General features: G+C 41.9%; 17 protein-coding genes. 12 read left to right on the forward strand and 5 right to left on the reverse strand.

Annotated features, from left to right (window positions below):
• Positions 1-21: 21 nt before the first annotated feature.
• Together NSMS1_RS31810 and NSMS1_RS31815 are read left to right on the forward strand one after the other, a co-directional pair.
• A complete protein-coding gene (locus NSMS1_RS31810) occupies positions 22-1,089 on the forward strand; it encodes an AAA-like domain-containing protein (RefSeq protein ID WP_224095476.1) in 1,068 nt (355 codons plus the stop codon).
• Positions 1,090-1,382: 293 nt separating this feature from the next.
• On the forward strand, positions 1,383-1,754 hold the full coding sequence (locus tag NSMS1_RS31815; RefSeq protein ID WP_224095477.1) for a hypothetical protein: 372 nt from the start codon (positions 1,383-1,385) through the stop codon (positions 1,752-1,754).
• A gap of 718 nt (positions 1,755-2,472) precedes the next feature.
• Here the strand turns inward: NSMS1_RS31815 and NSMS1_RS31820 are convergent.
• Positions 2,473-4,386, reverse strand: coding sequence for a transketolase C-terminal domain-containing protein (locus tag NSMS1_RS31820; RefSeq protein ID WP_224095478.1), 1,914 nt, complete (start codon positions 4,384-4,386; stop codon positions 2,473-2,475).
• 335 nt (positions 4,387-4,721) lie between these two features.
• On the opposite strand from NSMS1_RS31820, the gene NSMS1_RS31825 reads away from it, so the two are divergent.
• The 7 genes from NSMS1_RS31825 to NSMS1_RS31855 all read left to right on the forward strand — a co-directional run bounded on the left by NSMS1_RS31825 (position 4,722) and on the right by NSMS1_RS31855 (position 9,248).
• Positions 4,722-5,498 carry a DeoR/GlpR family DNA-binding transcription regulator gene (locus NSMS1_RS31825; RefSeq protein WP_224095698.1) on the forward strand — a complete coding sequence of 259 codons (777 nt, stop codon included), beginning with the start codon at positions 4,722-4,724 and terminating at the stop codon, positions 5,496-5,498.
• A gap of 121 nt (positions 5,499-5,619) precedes the next feature.
• Entirely contained in the window at positions 5,620-5,790 is a 171-nt protein-coding gene (locus NSMS1_RS31830; RefSeq protein WP_224095479.1) for a hypothetical protein, read from the forward strand.
• Between the two features lie 119 nt (positions 5,791-5,909).
• Positions 5,910-6,047: a hypothetical protein gene (locus tag NSMS1_RS31835; protein WP_224095480.1), complete on the forward strand. Its 138-nt coding sequence runs from the start codon at positions 5,910-5,912 to the stop codon at positions 6,045-6,047.
• A 138-nt stretch (positions 6,048-6,185) separates the two neighbouring features.
• On the forward strand, positions 6,186-7,256 hold the full coding sequence (locus NSMS1_RS31840) for an AAA-like domain-containing protein (RefSeq protein ID WP_224095481.1): 1,071 nt from the start codon (positions 6,186-6,188) through the stop codon (positions 7,254-7,256).
• 99 nt (positions 7,257-7,355) lie between these two features.
• Positions 7,356-7,553, forward strand: coding sequence for a hypothetical protein (locus NSMS1_RS31845; protein WP_224095482.1), 198 nt, complete (start codon positions 7,356-7,358; stop codon positions 7,551-7,553).
• A gap of 444 nt (positions 7,554-7,997) precedes the next feature.
• Positions 7,998-8,981 carry a calcium-binding protein gene (locus NSMS1_RS31850; RefSeq protein WP_224095483.1) on the forward strand — a complete coding sequence of 328 codons (984 nt, stop codon included), beginning with the start codon at positions 7,998-8,000 and terminating at the stop codon, positions 8,979-8,981.
• 87 nt (positions 8,982-9,068) lie between these two features.
• Positions 9,069-9,248, forward strand: coding sequence for a hypothetical protein (locus NSMS1_RS31855; protein ID WP_224095484.1), 180 nt, complete (start codon positions 9,069-9,071; stop codon positions 9,246-9,248).
• Between the two features lie 24 nt (positions 9,249-9,272).
• Here NSMS1_RS31855 and NSMS1_RS31860 read toward each other — a convergent pair whose 3' ends face one another.
• The 3 genes from NSMS1_RS31860 to NSMS1_RS31870 all read right to left on the reverse strand — a co-directional run bounded on the left by NSMS1_RS31860 (position 9,273) and on the right by NSMS1_RS31870 (position 15,862).
• Positions 9,273-12,350, reverse strand: a complete 3,078-nt coding sequence (locus tag NSMS1_RS31860; RefSeq protein WP_224095485.1) for an Ig-like domain-containing protein — start codon at positions 12,348-12,350, stop codon at positions 9,273-9,275.
• Positions 12,351-12,643: 293 nt separating this feature from the next.
• Entirely contained in the window at positions 12,644-13,063 is a 420-nt protein-coding gene (locus NSMS1_RS31865) for a hypothetical protein (RefSeq protein WP_224095486.1), read from the reverse strand.
• A 552-nt stretch (positions 13,064-13,615) separates the two neighbouring features.
• The gene (locus NSMS1_RS31870) at positions 13,616-15,862 is read right to left on the reverse strand and encodes an ATP-dependent RecD-like DNA helicase (RefSeq protein WP_224095487.1); all 2,247 of its coding nucleotides are present in this window, start codon (positions 15,860-15,862) and stop codon (positions 13,616-13,618) included.
• 249 nt (positions 15,863-16,111) lie between these two features.
• On the opposite strand from NSMS1_RS31870, the gene NSMS1_RS31875 reads away from it, so the two are divergent.
• Entirely contained in the window at positions 16,112-16,483 is a 372-nt protein-coding gene (locus NSMS1_RS31875; RefSeq protein WP_224095488.1) for a hypothetical protein, read from the forward strand.
• A 317-nt stretch (positions 16,484-16,800) separates the two neighbouring features.
• The gene (locus NSMS1_RS31880; protein WP_224095489.1) at positions 16,801-17,394 is read left to right on the forward strand and encodes an alpha/beta hydrolase; all 594 of its coding nucleotides are present in this window, start codon (positions 16,801-16,803) and stop codon (positions 17,392-17,394) included.
• 5 nt (positions 17,395-17,399) lie between these two features.
• On the opposite strand, the gene NSMS1_RS31885 is transcribed toward NSMS1_RS31880, so the two are convergent.
• Complete coding sequence (locus NSMS1_RS31885; RefSeq protein WP_224086359.1) at positions 17,400-18,740, reverse strand: transposase; 1,341 nt, start codon at positions 18,738-18,740, stop codon at positions 17,400-17,402.
• Positions 18,741-18,838: 98 nt separating this feature from the next.
• Between NSMS1_RS31885 and NSMS1_RS31890 the strand changes: the two genes are divergently transcribed.
• Complete coding sequence (locus tag NSMS1_RS31890) at positions 18,839-19,390, forward strand: isochorismatase family protein (RefSeq protein WP_224095490.1); 552 nt, start codon at positions 18,839-18,841, stop codon at positions 19,388-19,390.
• Positions 19,391-19,446: the final 56 nt, after the last annotated feature.

Genomic DNA, 19,446 nt, shown 5'->3' on the forward strand with positions numbered 1-19,446 from the left:
AAAGCTCAGTATACGAATATCATGTGGGGGGGTAGCTTACCAATTGATGCTGCCAGTTATATTAAGCGTCAAGCGGATGATGACTTATACAAATCATTGAAAGCACGAGAGTTTTGTTACATCCTCAACTCAAGACAGGCAGGTAAATCTAGTTTGCGAGTGCAGACTATAGAACGACTAAAAATTCAAGATTATGCTTGCGCCACTATTGATATAACAGCAATTACTAGCCAAAATATTACACCAGAGAAATGGTATGCTGGCGTGGCTCATAAATTGGCGAGTAGTTTTGAAGTGAAGCTCAATTTCCGAACTTGGTGGAGCAACCAAAGTCATCTTTCTCCAGTGCAGAGATTGAACAAATTTATTGCAGAAGTCTTGCTAACTGAAGTTTCTCAATCTATCGCCATTTTCATAGACGAGATTGATAATATTCTGACGCTGAATTTTGACACTGATGATTTCTTCGGATTAATCAGAGAGTGCTATGAGCAACGCACCAAAAAGCTAGAATACAATCGCCTCAACTTTGCGGTGTTTGGAGTAGCCTCGCCTTTAGGCTTAATTCAAGATGAAGGGCGTTCACCTTTCGCCATCGGTCGAGCCATAGAACTGAGCGGGTTTCAATTAGATGAAGCTGCACCTTTAGCTCAGGGATTGGTGGGCAAAGTCGCCAACCCAAGAGCAGTGTTACAAGAGATTTTGCAGTGGACTGGTGGACAACCGTTTCTCACCCAAAAGCTTTGCCAATTAATTTGTGATGCGATGCCAGAGCAAAGTGTGGAAGAGGTGGTGCGAGTGCAGATTTTGGACAACTGGGAATTGCAGGATCAGCCAGATCATCTGCGACCAATACGCGATCGCTTGCTCTTTAATCCTTATCTACTAGAACTGCACGAGCAGATTTTGCAACAAGGGGAAATAATATTCGATGGTCGTGAGGAACTTCTTCAGTTGTGGCTGTCTGGGTTGGTATCGAAGCATGATGGTAAGCTCAGGGTCTACAATCGCATCTATAGAGAAGTCTTTGGGCAAAGCTGGATGAATGAACAAGTGCGTCCCGTTGGAATTGGTGAAAGCTTAAGTTGATGGAAATACACTAAATCTCTAATTACGGGAGAATAATTTCCCCAGATATTTGTCTAATAAGAAAGTAAAGTGTAGCAGTACCGGCCAATTGTCCGGTGTCCAGTATTATTTTTGAGAGATACAGCAGATACTGAAGTGGGTAAGATATCAGACGAGAAGACCGATTTTATATGTGCAAGAATTACGTTGTATTACAGAGGTTGATTTTCTCAAATCTGAGGATGTAATCGTTTTTAGTGAAGTTATTTGATCAAAAGATGTGATGGCGCTTTGCGCCCAGAGTGGCTGATTGCATGGAACATTTTGATGTACAGGAACAACTATCTAGACCCCTAACTTGTGTAGGCTGTGGCAATTACCACGGGGGTAGATACGGGAATCAGCGATTAGTCTGCGGTATTCACCCGTATGGTTATAGTGAACTGACAAACTGCCCTGATTTCGTCGCTTATGAAGTTGAGATGCACGGCTTTATTGAAATCATTAAGGAAGTTCAACCAAGTGTTGAAATAGTTCAACAAAGCGATACAAAAATTACTCTCAAGGGTAAATTTGTCTCTCGAACTGGGACTGATGATATCGAATACTTTACGCAATTACGGTTAATGTCAGCATCATTTTCTGGAGAGAAAGAACGTCGTACTTATGTCCTGCCAAGGCAATAAGGGAAACAGAGTTTTCACAATTTGAATTAATCATTACAATTTAGCTTTTTCTCGTTCACGCACCAGCTTACGAATTTGGTAAATCCTCGAAGGAGACAGGTCTAACTCCAGGGCGATCGCCGTAGGCGGTCGCTTGCGCCATCGCCACTGTTGGTGTTATTAGAACTTAGATACTCGACAGAATGTCTGTCGAGCATCGTCAAAGGCTTTTGCTACAAGGGTTTTAGATTTATGCCACTAGCTGGAATTGGGCAATGGTGTAACCATCTACTTATACGCAACCGCACAAAGCACAAACCTGTAATCCCCAAAATTTGTTTTGTTCTTAATAGATACTTTTGGATATAATCAAAAACCATAAATAAGTCTGAAAAATAGTAGACACTCAATTTAACGTTTTACCATTTTTCTTTTTCTAAGTTAATATTTCGGACAAGTCTATTGAGCCAACTTGACTTTAGCAGTTTCTGATAAAGCGACATTAATTTGTTAGAGCGTCAAATAATCTGTTAACCGACAAATGCTACTTAGAGCAATGGAGTTAGTAACAAGCACGCCATTTGCGTATGAGCGCAATTGATCTCTTCAGTTGTAGCAAACTCTAAGTATTATCAGCAAGGGAAAAGGGCTATGAAGCTAATTTCATCAGTATCCTAGCCCTTTTTGTTCCCCTTTAAGGACTTTAGTCTCAACAGAAAATATTTGTACTTGGGTTGTGTTATCTAACTAAGTCTTTAACCTTGTTCATAATACTCACTGGATCGATACCTTGATGTGGATACTGTTCCCATAAACCGCCGCAACCTTCTTTATGAGTCCCAAGATGAGCGTATTTGGGAGTAAACCCACGCTCTAACAGCCAGGAACCAAAACGGCTACCTAATCCAGTTCGACGATTGAACGCTTCTACTACAAGGACAAAAGGAGCTTTACCGACTTTAGCGATCGCTTCTTCATCAATAACATTTAAGGTTGGTTTATTAATCAAACCTACATCTAGCCCTGAGTGTTTGAGACGTTCGACTGCATCAAGGCTACGATAGAGAGCATCACCAAAACTGATGATATAGCCTTGCGTTCCTTCTCGAATCACCTCATCTTTACCAGGAACAAATTTATACCCATTACCAAACAAATCTTTACCGTTGCTGTCAAGAATATTCGGTACTTTAGAACGAGTGGAGAAAATGAATCGTAGTCCCGGCTCAAAGAACACAGCTTCTACACAAGCTTTCATCTGATTAGTATCTGCGGGAAAGAACAGCTGTGTTGCGTAGCCATCATCCAAGCCGTTGTCAGCAAACATATTGTTCAAACCGAAATGGCATGTGTTATCTGCCATGTCATCTATACCTGCATGGGAAAAGTGACAAAGAACATTTGAGTAGTTTAGCCTTGCCATCGTAATTTCGGAAATGCACATTTCTAAGAAAGCACTAAAAGTTGCAAAAATTCCTTGCTTTCCTTTATCCATACCAAACCCAGCAGCAGCAGAGAAGTTCCCCCGTTCCATAATTCCAGAGGAAATAAATATTTCGGGGTATGTATCGTGAATTTTCTTAAGTCCGCAAGAACCTTCTAAATCGCTGTCAATCACCAATACGTTTTGCTTGCGTTCTTCTTGACTCATTCGACTTAAAACATCAACCACTGCTTCACCAAACACATTGCGGTTAGCACCCCATTTTTCGCTAGAACCAATAAAAGTATAGGTCTGTTTGGGTTTTTGAATGTTTTTCAGATATTCAACAGCATCTGTATGTTTGCGTGATTCGAGATATTTAATTGCCAAGTCTACCGAGATCACATCGTGACCATGAGTGGAGCCTTCTAACCCTTCAATACCCGGACACATAGGGCGTTTGTTGATCACAGCAATCGGCCCTTGAGTATTTACTGCTTCGCTCATACGATGATATAAATCGTCTAAGTCTTCGCCGTCTCCTTCTAGTATTTTCAACCCATGACCTGCTAAAGTTTTGGCAACTGTGAAACCAGGTAGATATTTGGATGGATGTCCGGCAATGGTAACATCGTTATCATCAATAATTAGCTTGACATTGAGATGTTGAGCAACTGCCAAACGGGCAGCTTCCGCGTCGTTACCTTCTTGCTGCGAGCCATCAGAACCAAGACAGAAAACGACTTTGCCAGGATTTGCTAAGGTTACACCATTAACGTAGGGCCATATATGCCCCAGTCGTCCAGAACTAAACTTCACACCAGGAGTTAGCCCTAGTTCGGGATGTCCTGGTAAGTCGAAATGTGCCTGACGATAGTGTAGAAGTTGCTCGGCATTTAACTCACCATGTAGGGTTGCCATCAAGTACTGGGTTGCAGCTCTATGCCCTGCTTCATCAAAAAAGATCGGCACAAATCTCTGGGATGCTCCCCGGAAGAATGCGTCGAGAATCATCACTTCTGGTACTGTATCGTAAGGGCCACCTGTGTGACCGCCTACTCCTCTGGCAGCACCAGTGGCTGTAAAGAGGATGATCGCATCGCGGCACAGTTGAATGTTTCCTTTAAGAATTTCTCTTTGCTCATTTGTAAGCGTTGCATTTTTGGGGTTGAGAACTAGAGGTTTATAAGCACTCAGATCAATGGGAAATTGCGTATTAGTAAGTGTCATGTTTTATGTCTTTAATTTGAAATGTTGATTGATTATTGATGACAGATGATTGATGACTATCAACAATCTTCATCAGCGCTTGCACAAATTAAATGTGTTTTTGTTTCAGTTGTTTTATCCTTTTTATGAGTGCGTCGTCTATGAGGAATCATGTAGCTTAAACGCTTCCCTTAATACCAGGGATCGGCTAAGATCGTTAGACTCTCCTTCTGCACGAATGTGCTTGAATTTATTTAAAGCCGACGACAAGTAGGCAGTAATCCGCATATCTATAAGTATAAACTCACAAACGCGCAATTTCAATGGCAAATACGCAATTTCCCGAAAAGCCTTCTATGCTAACAGCAGAGCGACGACAATTCATCTTAGAAATTTTGCATCGTGATAAAAAGGTGCTGTCATCAGAACTTAGTGCTGTGCTAAAGGTTTCTGAGGATACGATTCGTCGGGATTTGCGGGAATTAGCCGAATCTGGTTTCTTGCAGCGCGTTCATGGCGGAGCGCTTTTGGTTTCTCCGGCGATCGCCAGTTATGCAGATCGGCAAAAACAAGCACCAAAAGAAAAAGAAGCGATTGCCCGTGCTGCTGCAAAATTGATTCGTACTGGGCAAGTGGTAATTTTAAATGGCGGTACGACAACTCTCCAAGTGGCCCGTCATTTACCTTTAGATTTACAAGCGACAATCGTCACAAATAGTCCGCCAATCGCTGTTGCATTAGCAGAGCATCCCCATATTCAAGTTGTAATGTTGGGCGGACAACTCTATAAAAAGGCTTTAGTGAACGTTGGTGTAGCAACAATCGAGGCATTGCGGATGATTCGTGCAGATTTGTGTATGTTGGGCGTATGTAGCCTACATCCAGAAGTTGGTATCAGTGTGCCGAATTTAGAAGAAGCCTATGTTAAACGAGCAATGATTGCTGGCGCTGCGGAAGTAGTTGGATTAGCGACAGCAGAGAAGTTAGACACAGCTGCTCCTTATGTAGTCGAGTCAATTCATGCACTAACTTATCTGGTAACTGCACCAACAGTCTCTAATAAGATGCTAACTACTTATAAAGCTTTAGGTTTAACGCTCGTCCAAGATGAAGACAGTGATAGTACTTATTAAGAGGCTATTTATGAAGTAATGGCTCTAAGCTGATCATTCTGGATGAAGGTACAACAGTTTGTTCCAAATTCAAGAATGCTAAAGGTGAGATTGGTTGGCTCAAGGACAAAATCATTTCCTAATGAATCAAACAGATATATTTACCAATAATCCCAGTGAACAGCCGTCGATAATTGGCGAAATGGCTTCTCTTAAACAGCATCTACAATGGCATCCCCAACGAGAAGAAATTTTGCTGAATATCCAAGAGTGTCAAGCTATAATTTTGAAGCGGGAACGGGATAAACAATAATTATTGTTGTGGGTTTCAAAATAATGAAGGGAAAAGTTCTAAGAGATATTGAGTGTGAGAAAACAGGTAAGATACTATTTCGTGAGGGTCAAATTGTCGAGTGTGGGTATCATACCGATATGGGAAAAATATCAGATGAAAAGACCGATTTTATTTGTGCGAGACAATGGTTACTGGTAGTGCCAGAATCACGTTGTATTACAGAAGTTGATTTTCTGACATCTTTAGATGTAATCGTTCTTGGTGAAGTTATTTAATCAAATGAAGCGATGGCGCTTTGCGCCCAGAGTGGCTGATTACATGGAACATTTTGATTTACAAGAACAACTATCCAGACCATTGGTTTGTGTGAGATGCTGCAATTATCACGGGGGCAGATAAGGGAAACATAGAAAATGAAACCAACAAAAAGCTTAGTATACGAATATTATGTGGGGGGTAGTTTACCAATTAATGCTCCTAGTTACATCAAGCGTCAAGCAGATGAAGACTTGTACCAAGCATTAATATCCGGTGAGTTTTGTTATGTCTTAAATTCGCGGCAAGCAGGTAAATCTAGTTTGCGAGTGCAGACTACGGAACGACTAAAAAAGCGAGGTTATGCCTGCGCCTGCGTTGATGTAACAGCAACAAGTGGAAACAACATTACGGTTAATCAGTGGTACGCAACTATTATTCGTATTCTCACAAGTAGTTTTGAACTTTTAACAAAGTTCAATCTACGAAATTGGTGGAACCAGTGGGAAAATATTTCTCCTGTACAAAGATTAAACAAATTTATTGAAGAAGTATTATTAGTTGAAGTTAGTCAACCTATCGTCATTTTCATAGAAGAGATTGACAATATTCTTACATTAAATTTTGACACTGACGATTTGTTCGGATTAATCAGACAGTGCTACAACCAACGCACTCAAAAACCAGAATACAACCGCCTCAACTTTGCGGTGTTGGGAGTAGCTTTGCCTTTAGGCTTGATTCAAGATCAAGGGCGCTCACCCTTCGCCATCGGTCGAGCAATTGAATTAAGTGGTTTTGAATTAGATGAACCTGCACCTTTAGCTCAAGGATTGGTGGGGAAAGTCTCTAATCCAAGAGCAGTGCTACAAGAGATTTTGCAGTGGACTGGTGGACAACCGTTTCTCACCCAAAAGCTTTGCCAACTAATTTGTGATGCGATGCCAGGGCAGAGTGTTGAAGAGGTGGTGCGAGTGCAGATTTTGGACAATTGGGAATTGCAGGATCAGCCAGATCATCTGCGACCAATACGCGATCGCTTGTTCTTCAATCCCCGGCTGTTGCAACTGAAAGAGCAGATTTTACAGCAAGGGGAAATAACCTGCGATGGTAGTGAGGAACTTCTTCAGTTGCGGCTGTCTGGGTTGGTATCGAAGCATGATGGTAAGCTCAGGGTCTACAATCGCATCTATAAGGAAGTCTTTGGGCAAAGCTGGATGAATGATTAGTATTTAAGAGCGATCGCTGACCACAATTAACTTATCGAAATCGAAATTTTTCTACTGTCGCCACTGTGAAATAGCAACGACGCATATCCTGCCAAAGCCATGAGAGAAACCGAATTTTCTGTACCTGAATTAATTGTCTATTATTGGCAGCGACTAGCTTTAATCAATGATTTGCACCTTAGAGCCAACGCCAGTATTAAAGATTTTCCTGAAGTAAAATACTGCCCTCAAAACTACAAAGCTTTCGACATAGCGGTGGAACTGCATCGGAACGGTTCCAAGCCGATTGTTGGGTGATGGGGATTAGGATGCTAGACAGAACGTCTGTCGAACATCATGAAAGTCCTCATCTGTAAGGTTTTGTTCTTATTTACCTCGTAACTCCTGCGCTAGTTCATCTTGAAAGAACTATTTTTCTCTAGTTGATGAGTCTGTCAGTTTTTCTTTGTTAGAAAATTCTGCTGACTGAGTAGATATAATTTAATAGTTTAGGATGTAATATTGCTTTGTTAGATTCGTTAAAGCGTATATAATTTGCTATATATAAAGGACAGAAGTGACCCAAAATTAATATTTATTTTTCTTTGATAAATTTAAAATTACTATATTAAACTTTGCAATTAATAGCTATATATACGATACATAAACTCTCTAATTATTCAACATCCATTAGTCAGTTGTTTTGGGATTTTTTTTATGGTCAGGTGTAACTAGGTTAAATAAATCTTTTTAAGAGGTTTTATGGCAGACATTAACGGGACTCCTGCCAACAATTTTCTCCTGGGTACTGAAGAGATTGACTCAATTTTTGGTGCAGATGGAAATGACATTCTAATCGGTCTAGAAGGCGACGACTTTTTATCAGGTGACTTGGGCGATGATTTAGTTATCGGTGGTGCGGGGAACGATACTCTTTATGCTGGATTGAGCAGTGAAGTTCCTTTTGCACCTGGATACGGAGGGGACGAAGGCTCGACAAATATATTGTTCGGTAACAGTGGTAATGACCTGTTGTTTGGGTCAGAAGGTACTGACTACATATATGGTGGGTCAGGAGACGACCAAATCGAAGAAGGTTTTCTTGGGGGTGATGATTATCTAGATGGTGGTGATGGTAATGACTTTATCCGTAGCGGATTCGGCAATGACACTCTCCGAGGTGGGGATGGAAATGACCTGTTAATAGATTTAAACTTCAGATTTGGTGGAGGTAATGATTACCTTGATGGCGGTAACGGCAATGACCGTCTGTTTGGTGGCATCGGCAATGATACTCTTAATGGTGGCAATGGCAATGATATTCTCACAGGCGCAGATAACCCAGGAAATGTGCCGGATGAATCGTTCGTTTTTGGCAATAGGGAAATTGATACTTTAACTGGTGGCAAAGGCAGCGATACATTTGTCCTGGGGCTGGCTGGTTTAAATAGGCTCGGTAACATTGAGAGTTTTTATGGCAGTCGTAACCGTGAAGGTAACGGTGAATTAATCACACAAGGCAACAATGATTACGCACTCATTACTGACTTTAATTCAACGGATGATTATATTCAGCTTGCCGGAACAATCAACGATTACGTTTTAGGCTCATCTGGTGATGGTTTACCATCCGGTATCGGTATTTATTTGACTATCCCTGATAGCGGTCAAAATGAACTGATTGCTATTGTCTCTGGTGACACTAATTTGAGTCTCGACGCTAGCTACTTTACTTATCTGGGCTGATTGTTAAGTCAATGCACAGCTTTGGCGATCGCCGTTGTTCCTAGATAATTTAAAACTAAAGTAGCATCCTACAGAAGTTTTACTCCAATGCCGAACCATTGTATCAAAAAGCTTTTGGAATTGCTGTATCCCCAAATCGCCAGGGAGCAACGCGAAAAAGTTGAGCGTACTTTTTTCCCGGATGGGGACGGTGATGCCCACATTCCTATAGAAAAAAAATCCTTGAACAACTTATCAAAGATAGGCTGTTTAAGGAATAGCAACTAATTGATTAGGTTTTTAAATCATTTTTCAGGCAAGATTCAAAGGACTACCAGAGGCGATTGCCTGCTGCTGGAGATCAAGGACTGAAGCAACAGATAATCCTGTTTCAGCACCAGAAGTCATCAACCCAGCGAGGTTGCTACGACTTGCGTCTCCATTTAGTAGTGATATTCCTAAGCTTTCTAAATCAACAAATGAGTTGGGGGTGATGGAACTAGTTTCTACCCACTTGAGGCTGGCAAGTAAATCTCCGGTAGCGGCAATACTGATACGAGTGGAGAACTCATCGCCCTGCTGGTTTGTGGTGATGGACAGTTGATCGAAGCTCAAACCACCAAGAAGACCAAGCTGATCGTAGCTTTGGAATTGGTCAATGGTGGTAGAACCAGCACCGGAGACAAGAACAAATAAATCACGATCGCTACCACTATAAACTAAGTTATCGCCAGTGCCTGCTGCAATTAAGTTGTTACCTTCTGCGGCATAAATGACATCATCTCCCGCACCTGTAAATATCCAGTCGCTGCCGGAACCTGCATAGATGACATCATCCCCAGAACCTGTGCCAATCAGATTGTTACCTTCTGCGGCGTAGATTTGGTTTTTACCATTGCCTGCGTTAATAATGTCATTACCGGAGCCTGCATAGATGACATCATTCCCAGAACCTGCGGTAACTACGTTATTACCTTCACCTGTGTAGAAGGTATTGTTACCTTCTAAGTCTGTGAGGGTATCGTCATCAAGACCAGCATCAAGGGAATCATCTCCTAAACCACCTTCGAGGATATCGTTGCCATTGCCGCCCAAGAGTTGGTCGTTGCCAGGAGTGCCGATGAGGGTATCGTTGCCATTGCCGCCATTTTCGATTTTCCCGACTGCGACGCTCACCTCTGCGGTGGATGTTGCACCGGTTCTATCGGAGAGGGTATATGTAAAGCTGTCAATAAACCCGATACTGGGATCTGATTGGGTAGCTGGGGTATAAACGAGGAAATCGTCGGTGGTGTCGGCGGATGTACCGTTGTCATTGAGAGTAACTATTCCATTACTGCCCTGAGTGAAGCTCTTGATGGCTAAGGCATCACCATCTGAGTCACTGTCATTGATTAACACAGGTACGTTCACTGCCGTGTCTTGTTGGGTGGTTGCTGTATCATCTTGGGCGATTGGGGTTTCATTGATCGGTGTCTTAATGGCTGCGATCAGCACATCGACCACTTCAGAAGCATTAGCCGCGTTAAAAGTCTTGCCACCGGTTGCAGCAGCGAGGCTTTCAAAATCGGCGGTCGTGGTCGGGTCGTTGCCAATCAGAACAGTGAAGATTTCCACCGGAATTGTAACTGGAGCGCCGTCAGTATCCATTGCCGTCACAGCGAACCGCGTCACGGCGAGGCCGTTAGCAACGCTACTAGTTTCGATATCGCCTGTGATCGACATTGACATGAGGCTGCTGCTGGAGAAAGAAATTCCCACATTGGATGCAAGCTCAAGTACCTGTGCGCGAAGATCAGTGTCTTTGGGCGGCGCGTCGCCGAACAGGATGATCCGTCGAGAGGCCGCTTCTTCTCGCCACTCTCCAGCACCACCAGAGAGCGCGCGGATCAGTCCGGCATTTACCGCTTCGGGAAAATCGCCACCACCGCCGACCGAGATGCTGTTGATCGCGTTGATAGCTGCGGTCTTTCGATCATCGATCTTTAGCTGATCAGTGAAGGAAAGAAAAGTATTTGTTGCCGGATCGTTGTATCCGACCACAGCGATCCGAGAATTAAGAAAGCCACCCTCGCTATTGAAGATCGCATCGATAATGTTACTGGCGCTGGCTTTGACCGCGTCGATGTCATCGAACATACTGCCAGTTGTGTCTATGACGAAGGCGATGTCCTGCCCTGGCGCAAGGTTGACCGATATGTCTGAAAATTTCGCAATATCAACACCCAAAAGCGTGTCGGAATCATCTCGACCTGCGACTTTATCCGAGAGCCGAATTGAGTCATCTGGTAAAAATTCAATATCATACTCGGACAGTGCGCCTCTGTAAACGGCAGTATCCTTTCCTTGAAAGAGTCCGAACAGAAAAGAACCGCCTTCTATAGTGTCATTGCCAGCACCACCGACGAAAATATCATCGCCAAGACCGCCATCAAGGTTATCGTTACCCTCGCCACCAAGTATTAGATCGTCTCGATCTAAGCCTTTAACGGTATCATCTCCATTACCAGCAATCAAGACAAGTCCGTTACTTCTAAAAGGAGCGAGTAGTGGAGCTTCATTCAGTCCAAATGGTGGAGGAGCGCTGATAAAGTCAATATCTGAGGCGATAAGACTATCGGCATCTGGAGATCCATAAATAATGGGTTTATTCCCATCTAGAAATTTCGTTACACCATCGTCAAATAATCCATCTACAAAATCATCTTGACCCAACGCAATTCTAGCTATTGCTTCTGGAGTAGAAACAAACCAATCACGGTTGAGGTCGTCAGCAAAATCTTGTGAGGTGTAGGTGGTTCTAGGAATTAAATCGGCATCACTGAAATTAATATTAACTTTTCGACCGATACCCCAAGGATCTATATACGGTTTGACAACTGAGTTAGCTATTCCTGTCAAACCATCATCCGATTCTAGATCAAAATTTTCTTGAACATTTAGCCGAGGAAAAACCGCAAAATTTTCTATTCTTTTACTACCATCAGCTTCAACAATAAATACTGCATCATCAGAAATCGAAAACTCCATCGAGTTGTATACCCAAACTCGATCAAAATAATCATCAATATCATCGTCCCAGTTATACTGTTGCATACTCCAACTAAAAGTATCCAATCCAGTTATTACTCCTAATTCTGCTTTGGTATATCTGCCGGGAGGAACTGTTGGCGATGTTAAAAAGGGAGCAAAAAATCTTTGTACTAGAGTAAATTGACTTCCAACAGCAAATCTGCCAGCACCCGTTACCATAAACTCTATTACATCTACTTCCACCTCTGTAGTAACATCTTTAGAGCGAATCAGACTCTCATCTGCAAGATTTGTTGGAGTCGTTAATTGTCCGTATAGATATTGATTTGTTATGTTATTTTTATTGAGTTGAACCATAATTTTTCTCCAATACTTTTGGTTTCATGGAAGAGGAATGTCACTTAAAGGAGATAAAGTGGACGTTTTTCAAGCATAAAGTGGCCGCAGAACAGACTCTATGATAGAAGCGGATTTGAGAGAATTGAATGCGTTAGCGTTCGCGCAGCGTCTCGAAGAGAAGCTTAACGAAGTTATCGCTGTAAAGTATGGTGAAGTAGGGCAACGCAAAATAAGCATTCCAGGCTTTTAAAGCGGCCACTTTATCCTTTAATTCCGGCCACTTTATCCATTAAGTTACAAAGAATTGCTCATCAAGAACCACCGCAGTTTTGCGAGTAGTTTTCAAAGCGAGTTTCTACTGTTTCGATCTTGCCGTTTTTATTCAAATAACGTGCATGGAAATTAATCACTACAACATCGCCTGAGTTATATCCAAAAATGCGATCAAGAAAGCTTACTGGAGAAACTTCATAAGTACCGCCAGGATTTACCGAACAGCATTCTGGATATAATGCTATATATTCATCAAAGCTTTTATACTTGATGTGCTTGGCATCTGGAAAGTTTTTTATCGGTAATATATTGCGGCTATTTTGGTAACCAAATTCTGCTTTAATTTTTTCTTCATTACTTAAGTAACGTTTTTTTGCAAAACAGAAGCCAGAATAGTTCAAACCAAAATAAACAATAAGAATTAGCAGTACGCCACCGACAAATAAAAACCTTTTCAAGATCAGACCTCAATGCTTGTGAGCCTCAGTTATTTTCACTATTTTCGGTCGATGTATCTAATTTTTTAGCGATTGGTTTTTCCTCGATGTAAACGACTCGTATTTACTACCTGTATAAACCCATTTGAAAATATCACATTGGTAATGTAATAGCAGATCAGAGTTCCCAATTTAAATGAATAACAGCTTATCCACGCTGGTAAACTCCTTTTTAGAGCTTGAATATCGCTAAACCATATTAGCAGTTCAGTACAACTAACTAAGGCTACAAACAAAGCTAAAATTTGCTTGAGCGCTCTTAATAGTTCTCTGTTGGAATTTTATAATTTGCACAGTAGTTTCCACAGTTATTACTTGAAACTCCTCAAAAAATAGCTATTTTTTAGCCGCAATAATAAATCTAAGAATAGTATACAGCTACTGACCCGATAATAGCAGCTTGAACAATATAATCCCTCAATGGTTTGTATAAGTGATTGCAGCAATATAGTTTTGTGAATGTTTTTTACTTTTCTAGGATTTAATTCTTTGAGAAAGGCAAATATAGATGGCTTACCCAACAGGCTGCAACAACCTCTGCCACAATCGCGTGTACCTAGTCTGATCATCCGTAGTTCGCACAGCCAGGGCGATCGCTTTCTTGGAACCGACAACAATCGCCAACTTCCTTGCCCTTGTTAATCCTGTGTAAAACAAATTCCGCGAAAGCATGACATAGTGTTGCATGAAAAGTGGAAATATCACCACTGGGAACTCGCCTCCCTGGCTTTTATGCACAGAAATACTAAACGCCAGTGTAATCTCATTGATATCCGCGTAATCATAAACCACATCTCGACCACCATACTCAACCGTTACCTCCTGTTCTTCCGTGTCGATACTCAGGATAGTTCCCAAATCCCCGTTAAACACTTCTCTGTCGTAATCATTCATCTGCTGAATGACGCGATCGCCCTCCCGCAGAATCATCCCGCCCCGGCTAATCTCCACCTTCCCCGACGCAGGCGGATTGATCAGCTGCTGCAAAACTGCATTTAAATTTCGAGTACCCACCAATCCCCGCGACATAGGAGATAGCACTTGTACATCCGTGGCCGGATTAAAGCCCAGCCGTGGGATAAATTCACTCACCAACTCACAAATTGCTTGGACTCCGTGTTCAGGACTGTGACCGCCTCCATGCCATAGACAGTCCGACTGCGGATTATCGCTGATTGGCTCCATTATCGGGTAGTCGCCCTGGTTGATTTGGTGCGCTGCCGTGATGATTGCACTCTGCTGGGCTTGGCGGAATACTTGCGTTAGCTTGACCACTGGGACTTGCAGCGAAGTAATCAAATCTGCCAGCACTTTACCAGGGCCAACAGATGGCAACTGGTCAATATCACCCACTAATAATAGTTGCGCTCCATTAGCTACCGCTTTCACCAGGGAATGTGCCAGAAACAGGTCGAGCATCGAAGCTTCATCAGCGATAATCGCACTAAAGGGTAAAGGATTTTCGTTATCCCGCTTGAAACCCATAGTCTTGGGGTCGAACTCCAGCAAGCGGTGAATGGTTTTCGCTTCCAGACCCGTCATCTCGGATAATCTCTGTGCGGCTCTCCCAGTCGGTGCAGCTAGGGCAATGTTTTTGCCCATCGCCTTCCACAAACTGACAATCGTGTGTGTCGTAAAGGTTTTACCCACACCAGGGCCGCCAGTCAAAACCATCACGGGAGAATAAGCTGCTGTTTCTACTGCTTTCTGCTGTTGTGGCGATAGCTCAATCTTACGGCTAGACATAAATCGCTCTAACCATGCACGGACGCGGGGAATGTCTTGTGTCACTGAGTGGCGTAACCGTCGAGATATCAATTGGGCTAAATTCTGCTCGGTGTGGAAGAAGCTCGGCTTATAGCAAAGTAATAATTTCTCCCCGTAGCTGTCTCTCACATATTCCCTGACCAACTCCTCCCTTGCACTCATGTCCTTGATAATGTCAGCGATCGCATCCTCTGTTGGCTGATGGTCATCGGTTGCCAGCAGCTTGGCGACTTTCTCGATGAGTTCTGGCTGGGGGAGATAGCAGTGGCCATCCTCAGCAGCTTCACTCAAGGCGTGGATGATGCCAGCGCTGTATCGAAACTCTGAGCTTGATGGTACACCAAGGTTACGGGCAATCTTGTCGGCGGTCAGGAAGCCAATGCCATAGATGTCGGTGGCAAGCTGGTACGGGTTGGCTGTGACGGTGGCGATCGCTTTATCTTGGTATTGTTTATATATTTTTACGGCGTAAGTGGTTGATACCCCGTGGGTTTGCAGAAACACCATTACTTCCTTGATTGCCTTTTGCGTCTCCCAGGCATTCTTGATCAGCTTGATTCGCTTTTTGGCAATACCTTGTACTTCGATGAGGCGGTCGATTTGGTTCTCGATGATGTCCAGGGTTTCCAGACCAAAATGTGCAACTATGCGTCTTGCTGTAACAGGCCCGACACCTTTAATTAGTCCACTGCCCAGGTATTTCTCGATTCCGGTGAGTGTAGCGGGTTTGGTTTCGTGGTAGTTGGTGACATTAAACTGTGGGCCGTACTGCGGATGGTCTTTCCAGAAGCCTGTTAGCTGTAGCGTTTGCCCTGGTTGGATGTTGGCGAAGCTGCCGACGATGGTGGTGAGGTCGGTACTGCGAGAGCGGGTTAGACGTGCGACTGTGTAGCCTGATTCCTCAGAGTGGAAAGTCAGGCGCTCGACTACCCCGTTGATGGTTTCGTAGTGGGGTTGTACTGATGTTTGTTGTGCTGTGGGTAGAGTGGACATTGAGTGTTAAAAATGCCGCACATCATTATATACTTGTGAGTAAATTTATTATAGTACAGAAATACTACTTGATTTACCCATTATTGGCTATCTATCATTATCAACCTTAAAAATTCTTTGGCTCTAAAAATAAGGGTTAGTTTTATCGTTAGCCTAACTTCTCCAAAATAAATTCTTTTTTACCTTTTTCCGAAACAGGGTTATCCAATTTGTATCCATCAAACAGCTATAAAATGAGTTGTAAAGTATATGTTAATCCTTAAAAGATTTGCTGTATTGTTAGCATTGTTACCAGTTATTACGTTTTGGAATCAAGTAGCTAGTGCTGAAACTTTAAAGACTAAAAACTTTAATATTAAAATTACTAGAAATTGTCCTGAAGGATACGTAAATTGTAACAATGTTAAATACTTTGGTAAGAATTTAAGAACTGGTAAATCAATTAGCCTCACTGGAAAAACTATTCACTCAACTGCTACAGATGGTGTTACACCAGCCCGGTTCCTCGGATATGATTTCCGTAATAATAATTATCTTTATCGTGTAACAGCAGATGGTTTTTTACTTGTTTATCAAGGCAAAAAAATAATACTTAAAGAGCAAGGTATTTTTACATATTAAAAACTATCTAGCAGAGTGTAGCTGATGCAACAAAAAAGATTAACTTGTACAGCTACCAAATCTAGCTTGAAGCCTTGCGTTGTTCAAGAAAATTCTGAGATTTTTTCAGATTGTCATTTTCTTGCTAAAGTTGGCAATCTGAAACTTGGCGTTTTCAACAACGCTAATCTTAGAGATTATTTTTCGGTTCAATAGGCATTCCCGTAAGGTCTACACATTGACCTAAAAGCTTATTACCGTAATAAATGCTTGTAAAAATTATCATTTATTATCGATAATAACACTTACACTGAAAAAATAGCGCTTAACTTCACAATATGCAGATTCGCTTCTTTGCTACTAACCGCGATCGCCAAAATCTAGGACGTAATGTTGATCGTGATACACGCATTAAACTACAAAAAGGTGGTTATCACTGGGTAGACATGAAAAAATACATGTCTCACTATCTGGCGACTACTGACCCATCTAGTATGCCTCGTGAAGTGATCATTGAAAACTCAGAGGAAACCGTATTTAAGCAATTTCTATGCAGAGATGCTATCAAACGAATTATTATTGGCACTCATGGTTACAATGTCCCTTTTCATGGAGCGTTAACTTCTTTTTCAGTCCTTGCAGACAGCTTGAGTCTAGTCTTAAAAAAACATAATTCTACTCTCATTACTGACCCAGACAAATATTTTCCCGAAAATCTTGATGATGCTAACCAAGACCTGACTGCTTTTGTAGGATTTTCCTGGCCTTCCAATGGCAAAGTTTTAGATTACCATTCTGATCGAGCTGAATCCGTTCAAACAGCTCCAGCTTTAGCTAACTTAATTAGTTGTATCCGTACTCAAAAACCCCACACTAAAATTCATATCATTGCTCATAGCATGGGTAATTATCTTGTCTGTCCAATACCTTAGCCAATTTACGAGGGTTCAACGCCTGTAGAAACGTTATGAATACGTCCCAAAGAAGTAAGTTTGGCAAAAATCTGAGTTAATAAAATAGGCTCAGGTATTTCGGGAAGCATTTTTAAAATTTCACGGACATATCGAAAACCACGATAGTGAGCCTTAAGGTCAAGGATGCCGGAGTCGGGATTAAGGAGACGAAAATCCGCGAGAAGATGATGGGATAAGTTGACCATAAAGAATGCTAGATTAGCAGCATTAGTTACAGCAGTTTGACTTAAGTTCATAAAATCTTCCAATCCCCAAAATTGCTTGGCATCTCGAAAATTGAATTCGATCTGAAAGCGTAGCTTGTAGTAGTCAATTATTTTTTCAGATGACAATTTTAGATCACTAGAAAATAGAATTACATGACTACGAGCATGAGTTTTAAGATTGGTTTTGACGAGAATAACTACATTTAGAGATTGGGCAAATTCTTTGTGAAGTAATGTAACTTGATAAACGTCAGTTTGGATATCATCATCAACGGTACTTTGACATAAATACTTCTTAGGTATGTTGTTGTAGTCAATTTTGTCTCCGTATTTACGACGAGAGCGACTATTGGGGTCAGGGTGTTGATAAGGTATATATAATGCTGAATCAGAGCGAAGCTTAGAAATTATATGCAAGTTAACTTGACGAGCCATCTGCAAGGCATTATTATTCCCAAAGTGTCCATCCAATACTAAGTAAGTAAGGGGAATAAATTTAGCTAATAACTTAAATAGCGACTTAATCATCTTCTGAATTCTGAGTAATTCAGATGTGAGAACTACCTGGGTTTTATTCTTGTTTTTACTTCCCTTTGGTCGCCCACGCCCACGTTTTTCTTGCGGTTTTATTTCTTTGGTTGGTGACGAGCTACTTTTTTCTATATCGCTCTTTATCACCTGTTCTATCTGAATCGGAAACGAGTGCCTTTGCTCAACACTGACTAATGATAATGTAAAAAAAGATAGCCCTGATATGGGTTTACCAGCCAGGCTAGAAAAAAATCTATCCAGTCCATAAGTTTGTTTTCCTGATTTACTTATCACAACTTCATCTCCCGCTAGCAAATATATCTCATTCGGACGAAATAAATGCTTGTGAAAGAATAACCAAAACAATGTCGCCCAAGGTATTACCGTATGAAAGAATCTCAACATCGTTCGATAACTGCCACCACTACCTGTCCAACGAGAAATTCCCAACATCGTCACTCGGCCACTCATTGCTAACATGGCCAGGATTATCTGGTTCAATTGCCGCATCGTCGTAGCGTTTATCTGCGGCAGGAGGCATTGCAGGAGTGATAAGATATCGGGCATGGGTTGATTGTGGCTTTTGAGTTGTCGTTTGGGAAGACAATAACTCTACTACATCAGCCCTCTCTCTTCACCCTCTTATTTTGGCTAAGGTATTGACTATGAAACTGATTAAGAACTTGCCTGTGAGCGAAGTAGAGAAAAATACTCTTGCACTTGCAAAAGTCGCAAAGGTACTGAAGATTCCCGTAATTTTAACAAGCAGTCAAGAAGAGCGTTTTCAGGGGCCTCTCATGACTGCTTTAACACAGAGCTTACCCCAAGCCTATGATGCAAGAGTAAAACGTGCGGGTATCGTCAATGCTTGGGATGATGAGAATTTTGTCAACGCAGTCAAAAATACAAATCGTACTCATTTAATTATGGCAGGCATTACTACCGATGTTTGCTTGGTTTATCCAGCTATTAGTGCAGTGCGTGAAGGCTACAAGGTTCAAGCGGTAATGGATGCTTCTGGTTCCCCATTTTATCTATCAGAAGATTTAGCACGACAACGGATGCGTGATGCTGGAGTTATACTAACTGCTACAATCACTTTGATTGCTGAGTTAGTTAAAGATTGGAGCCGTCCTGAAGGTATTGAGTTACAGCAATTGTTATTTACTGAAGTGTTGCCGCCTGAATTTATCGAAAGCAATACTACTCCATATTGAGCGTTAGTAATTCTACAAAAATTTTTGAATTAATCCAGGAGCCAACACTTAACCTC

It is taken from the genome of Nostoc sp. MS1 (assembly GCF_019976755.1).
In the GTDB taxonomy this organism is placed as follows: domain Bacteria; phylum Cyanobacteriota; class Cyanobacteriia; order Cyanobacteriales; family Nostocaceae; genus Trichormus.

Bases quoted from the DNA above. Each gene is read 5' to 3' on its own strand.
- NSMS1_RS31830 (WP_224095479.1), top strand. From the start codon at position 5,620: ATGAATCAAACAGATATATTTACCAATAATCCCAGTGAACAGCCGTCG.
- NSMS1_RS31880 (WP_224095489.1), top strand. From the start codon at position 16,801: ATGCAGATTCGCTTCTTTGCTACTAACCGCGATCGCCAAAATCTAGGA.
- NSMS1_RS31825 (WP_224095698.1), top strand. From the start codon at position 4,722: ATGCTAACAGCAGAGCGACGACAATTCATCTTAGAAATTTTGCATCGT.
- NSMS1_RS31845 (WP_224095482.1), top strand. From the start codon at position 7,356: ATGAGAGAAACCGAATTTTCTGTACCTGAATTAATTGTCTATTATTGG.
- NSMS1_RS31820 (WP_224095478.1), bottom strand. From the start codon at position 4,386: ATGACACTTACTAATACGCAATTTCCCATTGATCTGAGTGCTTATAAA.
- NSMS1_RS31875 (WP_224095488.1), top strand. From the start codon at position 16,112: ATGTTAATCCTTAAAAGATTTGCTGTATTGTTAGCATTGTTACCAGTT.
- NSMS1_RS31850 (WP_224095483.1), top strand. From the start codon at position 7,998: ATGGCAGACATTAACGGGACTCCTGCCAACAATTTTCTCCTGGGTACT.
- NSMS1_RS31870 (WP_224095487.1), bottom strand. From the start codon at position 15,862: ATGTCCACTCTACCCACAGCACAACAAACATCAGTACAACCCCACTAC.
- NSMS1_RS31890 (WP_224095490.1), top strand. From the start codon at position 18,839: ATGAAACTGATTAAGAACTTGCCTGTGAGCGAAGTAGAGAAAAATACT.
- NSMS1_RS31885 (WP_224086359.1), bottom strand. From the start codon at position 18,740: ATGCCCGATATCTTATCACTCCTGCAATGCCTCCTGCCGCAGATAAAC.
- NSMS1_RS31835 (WP_224095480.1), top strand. From the start codon at position 5,910: ATGGGAAAAATATCAGATGAAAAGACCGATTTTATTTGTGCGAGACAA.
- NSMS1_RS31815 (WP_224095477.1), top strand. From the start codon at position 1,383: ATGGAACATTTTGATGTACAGGAACAACTATCTAGACCCCTAACTTGT.
- NSMS1_RS31860 (WP_224095485.1), bottom strand. From the start codon at position 12,350: ATGGTTCAACTCAATAAAAATAACATAACAAATCAATATCTATACGGA.
- NSMS1_RS31840 (WP_224095481.1), top strand. From the start codon at position 6,186: ATGAAACCAACAAAAAGCTTAGTATACGAATATTATGTGGGGGGTAGT.
- NSMS1_RS31810 (WP_224095476.1), top strand. From the start codon at position 22: ATGTGGGGGGGTAGCTTACCAATTGATGCTGCCAGTTATATTAAGCGT.
- NSMS1_RS31855 (WP_224095484.1), top strand. From the start codon at position 9,069: ATGCCGAACCATTGTATCAAAAAGCTTTTGGAATTGCTGTATCCCCAA.